General features: G+C 68.7%; 15 protein-coding genes and 1 pseudogene. 5 read left to right on the forward strand and 11 right to left on the reverse strand.

The annotated features are described in order from the left end of the window. The first annotated feature begins 82 nt into the window (after positions 1 to 82). Entirely contained in the window at positions 83 to 967 is an 885-nt protein-coding gene (locus tag G3N61_RS25175; protein ID WP_205823861.1) for a LysR family transcriptional regulator, read from the forward strand. 13 nt (positions 968 to 980) lie between these two features. On the opposite strand, the gene ugpC is transcribed toward G3N61_RS25175, so the two are convergent. The 8 genes from ugpC to G3N61_RS25215 all read right to left on the reverse strand — a co-directional run bounded on the left by ugpC (position 981) and on the right by G3N61_RS25215 (position 9293). After that, complete coding sequence (ugpC, locus tag G3N61_RS25180) at positions 981 to 2090, reverse strand: sn-glycerol-3-phosphate ABC transporter ATP-binding protein UgpC (protein WP_205823862.1); 1110 nt, start codon at positions 2088 to 2090, stop codon at positions 981 to 983. A gap of 65 nt (positions 2091 to 2155) precedes the next feature. Next, on the reverse strand, positions 2156 to 2842 hold the full coding sequence (locus tag G3N61_RS25185) for an HAD family phosphatase (protein ID WP_043190153.1): 687 nt from the start codon (positions 2840 to 2842) through the stop codon (positions 2156 to 2158). After that, positions 2839 to 3690 carry a carbohydrate ABC transporter permease gene (locus G3N61_RS25190; RefSeq protein WP_011353034.1) on the reverse strand — a complete coding sequence of 284 codons (852 nt, stop codon included), beginning with the start codon at positions 3688 to 3690 and terminating at the stop codon, positions 2839 to 2841. The genes G3N61_RS25185 and G3N61_RS25190 overlap by 4 nt, the downstream gene beginning before the upstream one ends. After that, positions 3687 to 4640 (reverse strand): sugar ABC transporter permease, encoded by a 954-nt coding sequence (locus tag G3N61_RS25195; protein WP_043190158.1) that lies wholly within the window; start codon positions 4638 to 4640, stop codon positions 3687 to 3689. Before G3N61_RS25195 ends, G3N61_RS25190 begins: the two co-directional genes overlap by 4 nt. Before the next feature lie 99 nt (positions 4641 to 4739). Continuing rightward, a complete protein-coding gene (locus G3N61_RS25200; protein ID WP_089451193.1) occupies positions 4740 to 6065 on the reverse strand; it encodes a sugar ABC transporter substrate-binding protein in 1326 nt (441 codons plus the stop codon). A gap of 58 nt (positions 6066 to 6123) precedes the next feature. Then, positions 6124 to 7476, reverse strand: coding sequence for a D-tagatose-bisphosphate aldolase, class II, non-catalytic subunit (locus G3N61_RS25205; protein ID WP_089451194.1), 1353 nt, complete (start codon positions 7474 to 7476; stop codon positions 6124 to 6126). Beyond that, positions 7464 to 8420 carry a sugar kinase gene (locus G3N61_RS25210; protein WP_089451195.1) on the reverse strand — a complete coding sequence of 319 codons (957 nt, stop codon included), beginning with the start codon at positions 8418 to 8420 and terminating at the stop codon, positions 7464 to 7466. Before G3N61_RS25210 ends, G3N61_RS25205 begins: the two co-directional genes overlap by 13 nt. A 96-nt stretch (positions 8421 to 8516) precedes the next feature. Then, positions 8517 to 9293, reverse strand: a complete 777-nt coding sequence (locus tag G3N61_RS25215; protein ID WP_043190168.1) for an L-iditol 2-dehydrogenase — start codon at positions 9291 to 9293, stop codon at positions 8517 to 8519. Between the two features lie 329 nt (positions 9294 to 9622). Here G3N61_RS25215 and G3N61_RS25220 point away from each other — a divergent pair, with 329 nt between their 5' ends. From G3N61_RS25220 to G3N61_RS25235, 4 genes are read left to right on the forward strand one after another with little or no spacing between them, the layout of a single operon-like run. Then, positions 9623 to 10084 (forward strand): Fur family transcriptional regulator, encoded by a 462-nt coding sequence (locus G3N61_RS25220; protein WP_011353040.1) that lies wholly within the window; start codon positions 9623 to 9625, stop codon positions 10082 to 10084. Positions 10085 to 10130: 46 nt separating this feature from the next. Then, a complete protein-coding gene (locus tag G3N61_RS25225; RefSeq protein WP_205823863.1) occupies positions 10131 to 11045 on the forward strand; it encodes a zinc ABC transporter substrate-binding protein in 915 nt (304 codons plus the stop codon). Between the two features lie 14 nt (positions 11046 to 11059). Next, entirely contained in the window at positions 11060 to 11950 is an 891-nt protein-coding gene (locus tag G3N61_RS25230) for an ABC transporter ATP-binding protein (RefSeq protein WP_089451196.1), read from the forward strand. After that, complete coding sequence (locus tag G3N61_RS25235) at positions 11943 to 12725, forward strand: metal ABC transporter permease (protein WP_027789245.1); 783 nt, start codon at positions 11943 to 11945, stop codon at positions 12723 to 12725. The genes G3N61_RS25230 and G3N61_RS25235 overlap by 8 nt, the downstream gene beginning before the upstream one ends. Positions 12726 to 12836: 111 nt before the next feature. Here G3N61_RS25235 and fghA read toward each other — a convergent pair whose 3' ends face one another. The 3 genes and pseudogenes from fghA to G3N61_RS25250 form a co-directional block, all read right to left on the reverse strand. Next, complete coding sequence (gene fghA, locus G3N61_RS25240; RefSeq protein ID WP_205823864.1) at positions 12837 to 13685, reverse strand: S-formylglutathione hydrolase; 849 nt, start codon at positions 13683 to 13685, stop codon at positions 12837 to 12839. A 16-nt stretch (positions 13686 to 13701) separates the two neighbouring features. Then, positions 13702 to 14808 carry an S-(hydroxymethyl)glutathione dehydrogenase/class III alcohol dehydrogenase gene (locus tag G3N61_RS25245; RefSeq protein WP_011353045.1) on the reverse strand — a complete coding sequence of 369 codons (1107 nt, stop codon included), beginning with the start codon at positions 14806 to 14808 and terminating at the stop codon, positions 13702 to 13704. A 277-nt stretch (positions 14809 to 15085) separates the two neighbouring features. Beyond that, a pseudogene (locus G3N61_RS25250) lies at positions 15086 to 15514 on the reverse strand (FGGY-family carbohydrate kinase); the annotation flags it as partial. Positions 15515 to 15636: the final 122 nt, after the last annotated feature.

Consider the following 15636-nt stretch of genomic DNA (forward strand, 5'->3'; position numbering starts at 1 on the left):
TCGTAGGGAGCCGACGCAAGAAGAAAAACCGGGGTAGAGTTCCGGACAATCCGGACGCTGGCGTCCGCAATCGGAAACTCGCATGGAAAACCTCGGCGGCTTCGTCGTGTTCGTTCAGGTCGCGGAAACGCGCAGCTTCGTCGCGGCCGGCCGCGCGCTCGGGCTGTCCGCGTCGGCGATCGGCAAGCGCATCGCACGGCTCGAGGCGCGCCTGAACGTGCGGCTCTTTCACCGCAGCACGCGCAGCATCACGCTGACGGCCGAGGGCACGCGCTTTCTCGAACGGTGCCGGCGCGTGCTCGCCGAGCTCGACGCGGCCGAGCAGGAACTGACGCACAGCGCCGAAGCGCCGCGCGGGCGCTTGCGCGTGAGCCTGCCGACGATCGGCACGTTGCTGCTGCCGGTGCTCGCCGATTTCATGGCCACGTATCCGGAGATCGAGCTCGACATCGATTTCAGCGACCGGCTCGTCGATGTCGTCGACGAAGGCTTCGACGCGGTGCTGCGCACCGGCCAGCCGTCGGACTCACGGCTGTCGTCGCGGCTGCTCGGCCACTTCCGCCAGCACCTCGTCGCATCGCCCGCCTATCTCGACCGGCACGGCACGCCGCGCACGCCGGCCGATCTCGTGCAGCACCGCTGCCTGCACTACCGCTTCCCGACCAGCGGCAAGCTCGAAACCTGGCCGCTGCGCGTGCCGCGCACGGGCACGTCGCCCGAGGTGCCGGTCGCGATGGTCAGCAACAGCGCGGAAGCGCGCTTATGCTTCGCGCTGCGGGGGCTCGGCATCGCCTGCCTGCCCATCTTCTTCGTGCGCGATGCGCTCGAAGACGGCACGCTGCGCGCGGTGCTCGACGAACACGTCGCGAGCTGCACGCCGATCCACGTGCTGTGGCCGTCAGGCCGCCACCCGACGCCGAAACTGCGCGCGTTCGTCGACTACATGGCCGCGCACCTGCCGGTTTGAGCGCGGCCGGCCGTCATGCGGCCTTCGCGTGTACGCTCAGCCGGGGCAACGCCTGCCCGTGCTCGTCGAACAGGTGGCAGTGCTCGGCTTCCGCCTGCACGTGCAGCGCCGCGCCGGTGCGGTACGTGTCGAGCGGCGGAATCCGCGCGATCAGCCCGTCCGGCGCAACGGCCGACTCCGCGTACAGATACGCGGCATCGCCGAGCGATTCGACGGCCATCGTCCGCGCGGCCACGCCGCCGGCCGCGGCTTCGACTTTCAGGTGCTCGGGCCGCACGCCGACCGTCACCGCCGCACCGCGCTGCAGCCCCGCCGCCTCGACTGCGACGCGCTGCGTCTCGCCGCTGTCGAAGCGCACGAGCACGCCACCCGCATCGACCGAATCGACGACGCCCTTCAGGAAGTTCATCTTCGGCGAGCCGATGAAACCCGCGACGAACTGGTTCGCCGGCGCGTGATACAACTCGTTCGGCGTACCGACCTGCTGCACCGCGCCGCCCGACAGCACGACGATCTTGTCCGCGAGCGTCATCGCCTCGACCTGGTCGTGCGTCACGTAAATCATCGTCGTCTTCAGCTCGTCGTGCAGCCGCGCGAACTCCAGCCGCATCTTCACGCGCAGCGCCGCATCGAGGTTCGACAGCGGCTCGTCGAACAGGAACACCTTCGGCTTGCGCGTGATCGCGCGGCCGATCGCGACGCGCTGCCGCTGGCCGCCCGACAGCTGCTTCGGCTTGCGGTCGAGCAGATGGTCGATGTGCAGGATCTTCGCGGCCTGCTTCACGGCCTGGTCGATCTCCGGCTTCTTCGCGCCCGCGAGCTTCAGGCCGAACGCCATGTTGTCGTACAGCGTCATGTGCGGGTACAGCGCATACGACTGGAACACCATCGCGATGCCGCGCTTCGCGCTCGGCACGTCGTTGACCTTCGCGCCGTCGATCAGCAGGTCGCCGCTCGAAATATCCTCGAGGCCGGCGATCATCCGCATCAGCGTGGATTTGCCGCAGCCGCTCGGGCCGACGAACACGACGAATTCGCCGTCGGCGATGTCGAGGTTCACGTTGCGCAGCACTTCGGTGTCGTCGTAGCGCTTCGCGATGTTGCGCAGGAGCACGCTTGCCATGATCTGTCTCCGTTCGTTCGTGATGCGCCGCGTCGAACGCGGCGCCTTGGCGTTGCCAGTGATTGTCAGTTCGGCAGCACCGCGCCGGTCGCCTGCCAGCGCGCGACGTAGCCGGGCAGCTCGTGCATGTCGTCGAATACGTGACGCGCGCCGATCCCGCGCAGTGCGTCGATCTGCGCGGCCGACGCGTGCCCGCCGCCGACGAAGCCGAGCACGGTCATGCCGGCCGCGGCGGCCGCGGTGATGCCGGTCGCGCTGTCCTCGACCACGAGGCACTGGGCGGGCGCGACGCCGAGCGTGCGCGCGGCCGCGAGATACACGTCCGGCGCCGGCTTCGGCCGCGCGACGGCGTCCGCGCAGAACAGCCGGTCGCCGAAGAAGCGCGCGAGGCCCGTGCGTGCCAGTGCCGCCTCGACGTATGCGCGATAGCTGTTGCTCGCGCAGGCCGTCGTCAGCCGGATCGCGGCCAGCGCCGCATCGATGCCGTCGACCATCGGCGCATTGACGGCCGCCGCCTCGACCGCACGGCGGATCGCGTCGACATCGTCGGCCGACAGCGTGCGCCCGACGGCCTCGCCCGCGCCAGCCAGCACGCGTTCGATGCGCAGCCCGAGCAGCGGCATCACGGCCGGCCGCGCATCGACGCCCGGCCAGCGTGCATCGAGTTCGCGCACGATCACGTCGGCCGCCACGGCCTCGCTGTCGATCAGCACGCCGTCGCAATCGCAGATCAAGACGTTCGTCCCGGTCATTTGACGGCTCCGAACGTGAGCCCGCGCACGAGCTGCTTTTGCGACAGCCAGCCGACGATCAGGATCGGCGCGACCGCGAGCAACGAAGCCGCGGACAGCTTCGCCCAGAACAGCCCTTCGGGGCTCGAATACGACGCGATGAATACGGTCAGCGGCGCGGCGTTCGAGCTCGACAGGTTGATGCTCCAGAACGCCTCGTTCCACGACAGGATCACGAGCAGCAGCGCGGTGGACGCGAGCCCAGGCAGCGCCATCGGCATCAGCAGGTAGACGATCTCCTGCCACGTCGACGCGCCGTCGATACGCCCGGCTTCGAGGATGTCCTTCGGGATCTCGTTGAAGTACGTGAAGGTCATCCACACCGCGATCGGCAGGTTGATCAGCGTGTAGACGATCACGAGGCCCGACACGGTATCGAGCAGCCCCGCGTTCTTCCACAGCAGGTAGATCGGCACCAGCACGCCGACCGACGGCATCATCTTCGTCGACAGCATCCACAGCAGCACCTTCTGCGTGCGGTGGTTCGGGAAAAACGCCATCGCGTACGCGGCCGGCACCGCGAACAGCAGCGAGATCACCGTGACGCCCGCCGAGATCAGCACCGAGTTCCATGCGAACGCGAAGTAGTTGCTGCGTGCGAACACCTCGCGGAAGCTGTCGAGCGTCGGGATAAAGAACAGTGTCGACGCATACGCCTGCTGCTCGGTCTTGAACGCGGTGATCGCCATCCAGAAGATCGGGAAGAACAGCAGCAGCGCGATCAGCCACGCGAGCGTGCCGGGCAGCGCGCGCCGCACGAGGTCGAACACGGCCGGCACGCGCCGGCCTTCGAAGGTCAGGTCGCTCATTTCTCGTACTCTCCCTTCAGGTTGCGCGCGAGCATCCGCACGAGGAAGAACGACACGACGTTCGCGACCACGACGGCGATGATGCCGCCGGCGGACGCGAGGCCGACGTCGAACTGCTGCAGGCCGAGCGCGTAGATCAGGTACGACAGGTTGGTCGTCGCATCGCCGGGGCCGCCGCCGGTCGTCGTGTAGATCTCCGCGAAGATCGACAGCAGGAAGATCGTCTCCATCATCACGACCACGGCGATCGCGCGCTTCAGGTGCGGCAGCGTGATGTAGAAGAACATCGCGATCGGGCCGGCGCCGTCGATGCGCGCGGCTTCCTTCTGCTCCTGGTCGAGCGACTGGATCGCGGTGAACAGGATCAGGAACGCGAACGGCAGCCACTGCCACGCGACGATGATGATCACGGCGGTGAGCGGGTAATCGGCGAACCAGTCGATCGGCGTCATCCCGAGGGCGCGCATCGCGTTCGCGACGAGCCCGTAGACCGGGTGCAGGATCATGTTCTTCCAGATCAGCGCGGACACCGTCGGCATCACGAAGAACGGCGCGATCGCGAGCAGGCGCGCGACGCCCTGCCCGTAGAACTTGCGGTCGAACAGCACGGCCATCAGCACGCCGCCGACCACCGTGATCGCGAGCACCGCGCCGATCAGCACGAGCGTGTGCCAGATCGCGGGCAGGAACGACGGATCGGTCGCGAGGAAGCGATAGTTGTCGATGCCCGCGAAACCCTTCACGTCCGGGTTCAGCAGGTTGTAGCGCGAGAACGAATACCAGATCGTCATCGCGAGCGGAATCGACATCCACAGCAGCAGCACCGCGACGGACGGCGAGACGAGCCAGCTCGCACCGCCGCGCGCGCGGCGCGGCGCGCCGGGCGGCGACGACGCGTCGCCGACCGACGGCGCGTGAGCGTGACTCAGGGGAAGACGCAGGTGACGCATGATCGGAGTCCCTCCGGTTGATGCGCGGGCGCGAAGGCCAGCCCGCCAGTCAGCTTCGACGACACGCACCGTGCGCCACCGCGCACGGTGCGGGCCGCGTTACTTCTTGTAGCCGGCCTGCCGCACCGCGCGGTCGGCGGCGGCCTGCCCGGCGGCAAGCGCCTGGTCGACCGTCATCTGGCCCGCCACCGCACCGGCGATCGACTGGCCGACCACCGTGCCGAACGACTGGAATTCAGGAATCCCGACGTACTGCACGCCCGTGTACGGCACCTTCTTCAGCGACGGATCGTTCGGGTCGGCCGTCTCGATCGCCTTCAGCACGAAGTCCGAGAACGGCGCGGCGGCCTTGTACTCGGGGCGCTGATAGGTCGACGTGCGCGTGCCCGGCGGCACCGACGCCCAGCCCTCGTCCTTGCCGACCATCTCGATGTACTGCTTCGACGTCGCCCACGCGATGAACTTGCGTGCTGCGTCCTGCTGCTTCGACGTCTTCGGCACGGCCAGCGCCCATGCCCACAGCCAGTGCGAGCCCTTCGGCGTGGCGGCGACCGGCGCGGCCGCGAAGCCGATCTTGTCAGCCACCTGCGACTGCTGTTTGTTATAGAGCATCCCGGCCGCGACCGTCGCGTCGATCCACATCGCGCACTTGCCCGATGCGGTCAGGGTCAGGTTCTCGTTGAAGCCGTTCGAGCTCGCTCCCGGCGGGCCGTCTTTCTTCAGCAGGTTCACGTAGAACGTGATCGCCTTCTTCCACTCCGGCGACGTGAGCTGCGCATTCCAGTTCTCGTCGAACCAGCGCCCGCCGAACGTGTTCACGACCGTCGACACGTACGCCATGTTCTCGCCCCACCCGGCCTTGCCGCGCAGGCAGATCCCGTAGGTGCCCTTCGCCTTGTCGGTGAGCTTGTCCGCGAATTCGGCGATCTGGTCGTAGGTCGGCTGGTCGGGCATCTTCAGCCCCTTCGCCGCGAACAGGTCCTTGCGGTAGAACGTCATCGAGCTCTCGACGTAGAACGGCAGCGCGTACAGCTGGCCGTTGTACGACAGGCTGTCGCGCGCGGTCTTCACGATGTCGTTCAGGTCGTAGTCGGCGGGCAGGCCCGTCATCGGCGCGAGCCAGCCGCGCTTGCCCCACTGCGGCGCCTCGTAGGTGCCGATCGCCATCACGTCGAACTGGCCGCTGCCGGTCGTGATGTCGGTCGTCGCGCGCTGGCGCAGCACGTTCTCCTCGAGGATCACCCAGTTCAGCTTGATGTCCGGGTTCGCCTTCTCGAAGGCCGGCGACAGCTTCTTCAGCTCGATCATGTCGGGATTGTTCAGCGTCGCAATCGTCACCGTGCCGGCGGACGCGGCGCAGGCCGCCGTCGCGAGCGCGGCTCCGGCGAAGCAGCGTGCGGCGGCGTCGAGCATCTTTCGTTGCATGGCATGTCTCCTGTGTTTGTTCGAAGTGTCGTCGGTACTGCGTTGACTTCGCGGCCCGTCATGCCGGCCGCTGCATTCCGCACGCGCGCGCATAGTGCGCGATCACGTCGCGTATCCGGTGGCGCACCCAGGCGCGCGGCGCCTTCGCGAGCCCGCCCGCGCGGCAGGCCGCGTACACGTCCGGCAACCACTGCGCGACGAGCGTCTCCGGCACCGGCTGCCGCGCGAGGTTGTCGAACAGCTGCTCGACCGCGGCCGCGACGGCCGGCTGCAGCCAGTAGTAGCGGATCCGGTCGCTGTAGCTGAACTGGCGCGCGAGCCGCTGTTCGGTTTCGTCGCCACGGTAGTACGGCGCCCAGTGCTCGGGCTGCGCGCGCATCGCGGCGTCGACGACGTCGCGCAACCGCGAGCGCTGCGCGGGCTCGCCGATCAGCGCATCCTCGATGAAGGTCAGCGCGAACAGCGCCTCGCGCAGCGCGAACGTCAGCGCGGGGCCGACCTTCAGTACCGCGAAGTGGTCGCGCACGAGCGCGGCGAGCGCGCCCTCGGTCTGGTAGTCGGTCGAATGTGCCTCGAACACGAGGCCCGGTGTCTGCAGGATACTCGCGCCGAGCGACGCGGCCTTCGCGCTGTCGTAGTCGAGCACGTGACGATCGTCGAAGTCGACGCCCGGCTGTGCGACGATCGCGACGACCCGCGTCCACGCATCGTCGAGCCCGGCCGCCGCGAACGCGCGGCGATGCGCATCGAGCGTCGCCGCGATGCTGTCGCTGCGCGTGACCGCGATCCGTGCGATCGCCGCATCGCTGTCGTTATCGCTCACTTCGCCGCCCGGCGTCGGCACCTCGGTGCCGATCACGTAAACCGGCGCGATGCCGGCGCGCGCCGCCGCGTCTTCCGCCGCGCGGCACAGTTCGGCCGCGCGCGCGGCGATCGTGCGATCGTCGAGCCGCGGCGGATCGTCGGCGCACGCCATGCTCGCGTCGAGGTGGATCTTTTCGAAGCCCGCTTCGACGTACGCGGCAACCATCGTGCCGGCCTCGCGCATCGCATCGGCCGCGCGGCGGTGCCGCCACGGGTTCGGCCCGAGATGGTCGCCGCCAAGCACGAGCGCCGACGGTGCCAGCCCGCAACGCTGCGCGATCGCGTCGACATCGCGGCGGAAATCGGCGGGCGTCATGCCCGTATAGCCGCCGAGATGGTTCACCTGGTTGCAGGTCGCCTCGATCAGCAGCGGCGAACCGTCCGCACGGGCCGCTTCGCACGCGGCCTCCAGCACCAGCCGGTGCGCGCTGCAGATCGAATAGATGCCGCGCTGCGCGTCCGCGCGGTTCGCGTCGAAGATCATCCGCAGCACGGCATCCGCGTGCGCGGGACGTGTACGTTCGGCGAAGGTCGTCAGGCCGGACATGCGATACCTCGTTCGGTCAGGAAGCGGTCGATCTCGGCCGCGCTGCTGTTGCCCTCCATCGGGCCGCGCCGCGTGACCGCGATCGCCCCGGCCGCGTTCGCGCGGCGCAGCGCGGCCTCGATCGGCACGCCCGCGACGAGGCTCGCGACCAGCGTGCCGCCGAAGCAATCGCCGGCGCCGGTCGGGTCGACTTCGTCGACCTGAAACGCCGGCGCTTCCGCACGGTTCGCGCGGTCGAACGCGACGCTGCCTTGCGCGCCGCGCTTCAGCACGACACGCTCGAGCAACGGATGCGTCGCGAGCAGCCCCGCGATCGCGCGCTCGGCCGGCTGCGGCCCGCAGAAGAACGGCAGGTCGGCTTCGCTCGGCAGGAACAGGTGGCACGCGGCGAGCATCGCGTCGAGCGCCGCGCGCATCGGGCGAAAGCTCATCATTTCGGGCCGCACGTTCGGATCGAACGACACCTTCGCGCCAGCGCGCGCGGCCTCGATCACGCCGCGCTGCACCGCCGCGATCGCCGATTCGCTCGTCAGCGACGAGCCCATCACGTGGAAGTAACGGCAGCCGTCGAACATCGCGGTATCGACATCGGACGCATCGACGCACGCGGCCGCACTGGTGGACAACGCGAACACGAAGCTGCGCGAACCGTCGTCGCGATATGCGACGAACGCAGTGCCGGTCGGACGTGCGACGCGGCGGATCCGCGCGACGTCCACCCCATCGCGTTCGAGCCGCGCGACGATCGCGTCACCAAACGCGTCGCGGCCGACGCAGCCCGCATACGCGACGCGCGCGCCGAGCCGCGCGGCCTGGTCGGCGAAGATCGCCGGCGCGCCGCTCGGGAACGGCCCTTCGAACAGGCCCGGCGTCTCGAAACCCTGGCCGCGCTCGGCGGCGACGAATTCGGCCAGCAGTTCGCCGGCAACGACGATCTCGGCCATCAGGCGTGCCCTCCTCGTTCGACGGCGGCCACGATGCGCAGCAATGCTGCTGCATCGCAAGCCGGCCGGCAGGTGGCGCATGCGAGCGGCGCCACGTCAGCTCATCCAGTTACCGCCGTCGACGTTCAGCGTCTGGGCGGTGATGTAGTCGGCGTCGGACGACGCGAGAAACAGCGCGGCGCCGGTCAGGTCGCCCGGCACGCCCATGCGGCCGAGCGGCACGGCTTCGCCGACCAGCCGCTTCTTCTCGCCGAGCGGCCGGTTCTCGTAGCGCGCGAACAGCGCATCGACCTGCTCCCACATCGGCGTGTCGACGACGCCCGGCGCGATGCCGTTCACGTTGATCCGGTGCGGCGCGAGCGCGAGCGCGGCCGACTGCGTATAGCTGATCACCGCGGCCTTGGTCGCGCAGTAGTGCGAAACGAGCGCCTCGCCACGACGCCCGGCCTGCGACGACATGTTGACGATCTTGCCGCCGCGCCCCTGCTCGACCATCCGCTGCGCGACCGCCTGCATCAGGAAGAACAGCCCTTTCACGTTGACCGAGAACAGCCGGTCGAACACGTCCCACGATTCGTCGAGGATCGGCCGCATGTCGAACAGCGCCGCATTGTTGAACAGGATGTCGACACCGCCGAAGCGCTCGACCGCCGTGGCGACGATGCGCTCGATGTCATCGCGGCGCGTGACGTCCGCGGTGACGGCCACCGCGCGGCCAGGGTGTGCCTCGATGAGCCGCGCGAGCGAGCCGCCTGCCGGCTTCACGTCGACGAGCACGCAGCGCGCGCCCTCGTCCAGATAGCGTTGCGCGACCGCCTCGCCGATGCCGCTTGCGGCGCCCGTCAGGATCGCGACCTTGTCTTCCAGTCTCACTGGCTGTCTCCGGTTCGTTCTGCGTTACGACGGCTGCGAGGTGAGCGAACGCTCGCTAACCGATCAATTGCTCTGTTGGTGATCGAATGATCGGATACGCGATTCGCGCTGTCAAGGCGAGGTGACGGCTTTCTATGACGCACTGCGGCACGATGGCGCGGCGTGGCGGCCCGTCGCGCACGCCCGGCAAGGCGCGGCCCGCACGGTGCGGTGCGGCCGGATCGGCGATGAAGGGGACGGAGCGAGGACGGAAAGGGGAAATCGCGCTGCACGGCGCGGCGATACGTTATATCATCGCCGTACTTTGTTTCATCGCCCTGCCTCACGCCATGGCTACCTCCTCGTCCATTGACGCCCGGCTGTCCCGGGCCGACGCATTCGCCGCCGAGCACGGGCTCGCGTGGACGCCGCTGCGCCGTCAGGTCTACGAACGCGTGCTGGCCGCGCAGCGCCCGATCGGCGCGTACGACCTGCTCGCCGAACTCGAGCCGCAGCGCGGCCGCGTGCCGCCCACGACCGTCTATCGTGCGCTGGATTTCCTCGTCGAGCACGGCTTCATCCACCGGATCGAATCGAAGAACGCGTTCTTCGCGTGCTGCGAGATCGGCGTGCCGCACGAAGGCCAGTTCCTGATCTGCGATTCGTGCGGCGACACCGTCGAGATTCCCGGCGGCGACCTCGCGAAGCAGTTGTCCGCGAGCGAGCCCGCGCACGGTTTCGAAGTCCACCACCAGGTCGTCGAGCTGAGCGGCCTGTGCGGGCACTGCAAGCACAAGCCCGTGCAACGCTGACGCATCTCGCGCGGCGCCCGCGCCGCCCCTTCCAACGAGGAGTTCCATGTCCATTGCCCTGAAGCGCGCGCCGCGGCGTGCCCTGTCGCCTGTCCGCTGGCTCGCCACTGCTGTTGCCGCACTGTCGCTCGCGGCGCCTGCGTTCGCGCAGGCCGCGACCGTCAACGTCGTCGCCGCCGAGAATTTCTACGGCGATGTCGCGTCGCAGATCGGCGGCAGCCGTGTCGCGGTGACGAGCATCCTCAGCAATCCGGACCAGGATCCGCACCTGTTCGAAGCGAGCCCGAAAACGGCCCGCGCGCTCCAGCACGCGCAGGTCGTGATCTACAACGGCGCGAACTACGATCCGTGGATGAGCAAGCTGCTCGGCGCGTCGAAGCAGGCGAAGCGCGCGACGATCGTCGTCGCCGATCTGGTCGGCAAGAAGGCCGGCGACAACCCGCACCTGTGGTACGACCCGGCAACGATGCCGGCCGCCGCGCGCGCGATCGCCGCCGAGCTCGGCCGCGCCGACCCGGCGAACAAGGCCGAATACGACGCGAACCTGCAGAAGTTCGTCGCGTCGATGAAGCCCGTCGACGACAAGGTCGCCGCGCTGCGCGCGCAATACAAGGGGCTGCCGGTCACGGCCACCGAGCCCGTGTTCGGCTACATGTCCGACGCGATCGGCCTCGACATGCGCAACCAGCGCTTCCAGCTCGCGACGATGAACGACACCGAGGCGAGCGCGCAGGATGTCGCCGCGTTCGAGAACGACCTGCGCAAGAAGCAGGTTCGTGTACTGATCTACAACAGCCAGGCTGAAGAACCGATGACCAAGCGCATGCTGAAGATCGCGCGCGACGGCGGCGTGCCGACCGTCAGCGTCACCGAGACGCAGCCGGCCGGCAAGACCTTCCAGCAATGGATGGCCGGCCAGCTCGACGCGCTCGCGACCGCGCTGGCCGCCGGCAAGAAATAAACAACCGTAACGAAATGACCGCAACTCCTCACGCACTCGCCGTCGATCGCGTCACGCTCGAACTGGGCGGACGCACGATCCTGCGCGACGTCAGCTTCTCGATCGAACCCGGCGAATTCGTCGGCGTGCTCGGGCCGAACGGTGCGGGCAAGACCACGCTGATGCGCGCGGTGCTCGGCCTCGTGCCCGTGTCGGCCGGCACGCTGTCCGTCGGCGGCGTGCCGGTCGTGCGCGGCAATCCGTCGATCGGCTACATGCCGCAGATCAGGAGCGGCCTCGCGAACCGCCGGATGCGCGGCTACGACTTCGTCGCGATGGCCGCCGACGGCCATCGCTGGGGGCTGCCGCACACGAACGCGGCAACGCGCCGCGACGTCGACCGCGTGCTCGATCTCGTCGGCGGCCCGACGCTCGCGCGCCGGCCGCTGTCGGAACTGTCCGGCGGCGAGCGGCAGCGCCTGCTGCTCGCGCAGTGCCTGCTCGGCAGCCCGAAGCTGTTGCTGCTCGACGAGCCGCTGATCAGCCTCGACCCGAACCACCAGCGCGGCGTCGTCGAACTCGTGCGCAACGTGCAGCGCGAGCTCGGCATCACCGTGCTGTTCTCCGCGCACGAACTGAATCCGCTGCTGAACGCGCTCGACCGCGTGCTGTATCTCGGCAACGGCGTCGCGGCGCTCGGCACCGTCGACGAGGTGATCACGAAGCCCGTGCTGTCGCGGCTCTACGGTTCGCCGATCGACGTGATGCGCGTGAACGGCAAGATCTTCGTGATGTCGGGCGACGTCGAGATCGAGAAGCACGACCACGAACACGAGGACGACGACGGTCACTCGCACGGCGGTGGCGGCGGCCACGGCCATCACCACCACGGACACGCTCATCCCGGGCATTCGCAAGATGTTTGAATACGACTTCATGATCAACGCCTTCGCGGCGTCGGGGATCGTCGCGGTGCTCGCGGGCATCGTCGGCTACTTCCTGGTGCTGCGCGGGCAGACCTTCGCCGGCCATGCGCTGTCGCACGTCGGCTTCACCGGCGCGACGGGCGCGGTACTGCTCGGCATCTCGCCGATCTGGGGGATGGTCGGCTTCACGCTCGCGGCCGGGATCGGGATGGGCGCGCTCGGCGAAAAGCTCGCGGGCCGCGACGTCGCAATCGGGGTGATCCTGTCGGGCGCGCTCGGCTTCGGCCTGCTGTTCCTGCATTTCTACACGTCGTTCGCAACGCAGGTCACCGCGCTGCTGTTCGGCAACGTGCTCGCGGTCAGCCACGACACGCTCGCGGTGCTCGCCGGCATCGGCGCGGTGAGCCTGCTCGCGCTCGCGCTGATCGCGCGGCCGCTGCTGTTCGCGTCGCTGCAGCCCGAACTGGCCGAAGCCAAGGGCGTGTCGCTGCGCACCGTGTCGATGCTGTTCCTCGCGGTGTGCGCGCTCGCGGTGGCCGCGGCGACGCAGATCGTCGGCGTGCTGCTGGTGTTCACGCTGCTGGTCGGGCCGGCTGCCGCCGCGCAGAACGTGACGACGCGGCTGTCGACCGGCGTGCTGCTCGCCGCGCTGTTCGCGCTGTTCGAAGCGTGGCTCGGCATCGTGCTCGCGTATCACACCGACTGGCCGACGAGCTTCTGGATCACCGCGCTGTCGGCGCTCGTGTACGGCGCGAGCCTGTTGCGGCGCCACTGATCGCCGCTTGTCGGAAATGAAAACGCCGGCGTGCCCGAGGGCAGCGCCGGCGTTTTTTCATGCGCCCGCGATCGCGCGGCGCGCCGTGGCGTTACCAGCTTCCCTGCCCGCTCATCGTGCGAGCACGCGCGCGTGATGCGCGATGTGATCGGCGATGAACGTCGAGATGAAGTAATACCCGTGGTCGTAGCCTGCATGACGACGCAGCGTCAGCGGCTGGCCGGCCTTCTCGCACGCAGCTTCGAACACGTCGGGGTTGAGCTGGTTCGCGAGGAACTGATCGGCGAGGCCCTGATCGACGAGGATGCCGTCCGCGAACTTCGGCGCATCGGCGCGCGCGACGAGCTCGCTCGCGTCGTGTGCCTTCCATCCTTCGCGATCGGCGCCGAGATAGCCCGAGAACGCCTTCTCGCCCCACGGGCAGCGCGTCGGCGCGGCGATCGGCGCGAACGCCGACACCGACCGGTACAGGCCCGGATGGCGCAGCGCGAGCGTCAGTGCGCCGTGCCCGCCCATCGAGTGCCCGAAGATCCCGAGCCGCGCGCCGTCGATCGGCAGCTCGGCCGCGACGAGTTCGCGCAGCTCGCCCGTCACGTACGACTCCATCCGGTAATGCGCGGACCACGGCGCTTCGGTCGCATCGACATAGAAGCCCGCGCCGACGCCGAAGTCCCACGCGTCGGTCTCGCCCGGCACGCCCGCGCCGCGCGGGCTCGTGTCGGGCATCACGAGCGCGAGGCCGTGCTGCGCCGCGTATTGCTGCGCGCCAGCCTTGATCGCGAACGTCTCATCGGTGCAGGTGAGCCCCGCGAGATAGAACAGCGCCGGCACGCGGCCGTGCGCGGCCTGCGGCGGCAGGTACACCGAGAACTTCATCGGCAGGCCGATGGCCGCCGAATCGTGACGGTAGAAACGCTGCTCGCCGCCGTGGCACGCATGCGAGGAAACGAGTTCGAGCATCGCGGTGCGCTCCCGGTCAGTACAGCACGACCGAGCGGATCGACTCGCCGGCCTTCATCAGGTCGAAGCCTTCGTTGATCCGCTCGAGCGGCAGCGTGTGCGTGATCAGGTCGTCGATGTTGATCTTGCCTTCCATGTACCAGTCGACGATCTTCGGCACGTCGGTGCGGCCGCGTGCGCCGCCGAACGCCGAGCCCTTCCACTCGCGACCCGTCACGAGCTGGAACGGACGCGTGCTGATTTCCTCGCCGGCTGCCGCCACGCCGATGATGAACGACTGGCCCCAGCCCTTGTGCGTGCACTCGAGCGCCTGGCGCATCAGCTTCACGTTGCCCACGCATTCGAACGAGTAGTCGGCGCCGCCATCGGTCAGCTGCACGATGTGATCGACCACGTTCTCGACTTCGTTCGGGTTGATGAAGTGCGTCATCCCGAACTTCTTCGCGAGCTCGACGCGCTTCGGGTTGATGTCGACGCCGATGATCTTGTCCGCGCCGACCATCTTCGCGCCCTGGATCACGTTCAGGCCGATGCCGCCGAGGCCGAACACGACGACGTTCGCGCCCGCCTCGACCTTCGCCGAGTACACGACCGCGCCGACGCCCGTCGTCACGCCGCAGCCGATGTAGCAGATCTTGTCGAACGGTGCGTCCTCACGCACCTTCGCGACCGCGATTTCCGGCACGACGATGTAGTTCGAGAACGTCGACGTGCCCATGTAGTGGAACAGCGGCTTGCCGTCGAGCGAGAAGCGCGACGTCGCGTCGGGCATCAGCCCCTTGCCCTGCGTCGCGCGGATCTTCTGGCACAGGTTGGTCTTGCGCGACAGGCAGAACTTGCACTCGCGGCATTCGGGCGTGTAGAGCGGAATCACGTGGTCGCCCTTGCGCAGGGTGCCGACGCCGGGGCCGACGTCGACCACGACGCCCGCGCCTTCATGGCCGAGGATCGCCGGGAAGATCCCTTCCGGATCCGCACCCGACAGCGTGTAGTAATCGGTGTGACAGATGCCCGTCGCCTTCACCTCGATCAGCACTTCACCTGCGCGCGGCCCTTCCAGATCGACTTCCTCGATCGTCAGCGGCGCGCCCGCCTTCCATGCAATCGCTGCTTTCGTCTTCATCGTGTGACTCCTGTCTGTGTGTGAGGTCGGCCCGGGTTCGCGCGTCAGCGCTCATGTCGACCGGCGTGGTGCTCGAGCACGAGCGTGCCGGCTTCATGCTTCGCACCGGGTTCCATGCAAAGCTGTCGAAGCCGTGCCGCGCGTCGATCGCGCGCGGCACGGCGAAAGAATCTCGTGCTCGCCATGATGGCCGGTCCCGCCGCGCATCGCGTGCGGGAAACGGTCGCCGGCTTGCCACGATGCGTCATCGCTGACGCAAAAGAACAAGTGTTCGAGTTTAAACGCCCGTCGTGAACCATGCATCCGTTCGCGCATACAGATCGACGAAGCGCGCGTGGCGTGCAGCCAGCAAGCGATCGTCGCGCGGCGCGGCAACCGGCGACGCGGCCGGCGCCAGCGCGTGCAGCGCGTCTTCCCGCCAGTGCCCGATCGCGACGCCTGCGAGCAGCGCGGCGCCGCGCGTCGCGGCGTTCGGGCAGTCGATCGCGTGGAGCGACGTGCCCAGTGCGTCGGCCAGCAACTGGCGCCAGCGCGGATCGACCGAGCCGCCGCCCGCAAGACGCAGCGTCGTCACCGGATCGCTGCGATCGGCGTCGCGGATCGCATCGAGCCCGGCGCGCAACGCGAACGCGACACCTTCGAACGCGGCGCGCATCATCGCGCCGCGCGTGTCGCCGAGCCCGAGGCCGAGCCAGCCGCCACGCGCGCCAAACGACATCCGATCCGAGACATCGCCATGCCCCGTCCCATCGTCGCCCATATCCGCCCTGACGCCGTCCGCCACAACCTCGACTTCATCCGCCGCACCGCCGCGCAATCGCGCGTGTG

It is taken from the genome of Burkholderia sp. Ac-20349 (genome assembly GCF_017104865.1).
Classification (GTDB): domain Bacteria; phylum Pseudomonadota; class Gammaproteobacteria; order Burkholderiales; family Burkholderiaceae; genus Burkholderia; species Burkholderia aenigmatica.

What these genes read in the sequence shown, in the direction of transcription:
- G3N61_RS25175 (WP_205823861.1), top strand. Translation starts at nt 83, where the DNA reads ATGGAAAACCTCGGCGGCTTCGTCGTGTTCGTTCAGGTCGCGGAAACG.
- ugpC (WP_205823862.1), bottom strand. Translation starts at nt 2,090, where the DNA reads ATGGCAAGCGTGCTCCTGCGCAACATCGCGAAGCGCTACGACGACACC.
- G3N61_RS25185 (WP_043190153.1), bottom strand. Translation starts at nt 2,842, where the DNA reads ATGACCGGGACGAACGTCTTGATCTGCGATTGCGACGGCGTGCTGATC.
- G3N61_RS25190 (WP_011353034.1), bottom strand. Translation starts at nt 3,690, where the DNA reads ATGAGCGACCTGACCTTCGAAGGCCGGCGCGTGCCGGCCGTGTTCGAC.
- G3N61_RS25195 (WP_043190158.1), bottom strand. Translation starts at nt 4,640, where the DNA reads ATGCGTCACCTGCGTCTTCCCCTGAGTCACGCTCACGCGCCGTCGGTC.
- G3N61_RS25200 (WP_089451193.1), bottom strand. Translation starts at nt 6,065, where the DNA reads ATGCAACGAAAGATGCTCGACGCCGCCGCACGCTGCTTCGCCGGAGCC.
- G3N61_RS25205 (WP_089451194.1), bottom strand. Translation starts at nt 7,476, where the DNA reads ATGTCCGGCCTGACGACCTTCGCCGAACGTACACGTCCCGCGCACGCG.
- G3N61_RS25210 (WP_089451195.1), bottom strand. Translation starts at nt 8,420, where the DNA reads ATGGCCGAGATCGTCGTTGCCGGCGAACTGCTGGCCGAATTCGTCGCC.
- G3N61_RS25220 (WP_011353040.1), top strand. Translation starts at nt 9,623, where the DNA reads ATGGCTACCTCCTCGTCCATTGACGCCCGGCTGTCCCGGGCCGACGCA.
- G3N61_RS25225 (WP_205823863.1), top strand. Translation starts at nt 10,131, where the DNA reads ATGTCCATTGCCCTGAAGCGCGCGCCGCGGCGTGCCCTGTCGCCTGTC.
- G3N61_RS25230 (WP_089451196.1), top strand. Translation starts at nt 11,060, where the DNA reads ATGACCGCAACTCCTCACGCACTCGCCGTCGATCGCGTCACGCTCGAA.
- G3N61_RS25235 (WP_027789245.1), top strand. Translation starts at nt 11,943, where the DNA reads ATGTTTGAATACGACTTCATGATCAACGCCTTCGCGGCGTCGGGGATC.
- fghA (WP_205823864.1), bottom strand. Translation starts at nt 13,685, where the DNA reads ATGCTCGAACTCGTTTCCTCGCATGCGTGCCACGGCGGCGAGCAGCGT.
- G3N61_RS25245 (WP_011353045.1), bottom strand. Translation starts at nt 14,808, where the DNA reads ATGAAGACGAAAGCAGCGATTGCATGGAAGGCGGGCGCGCCGCTGACG.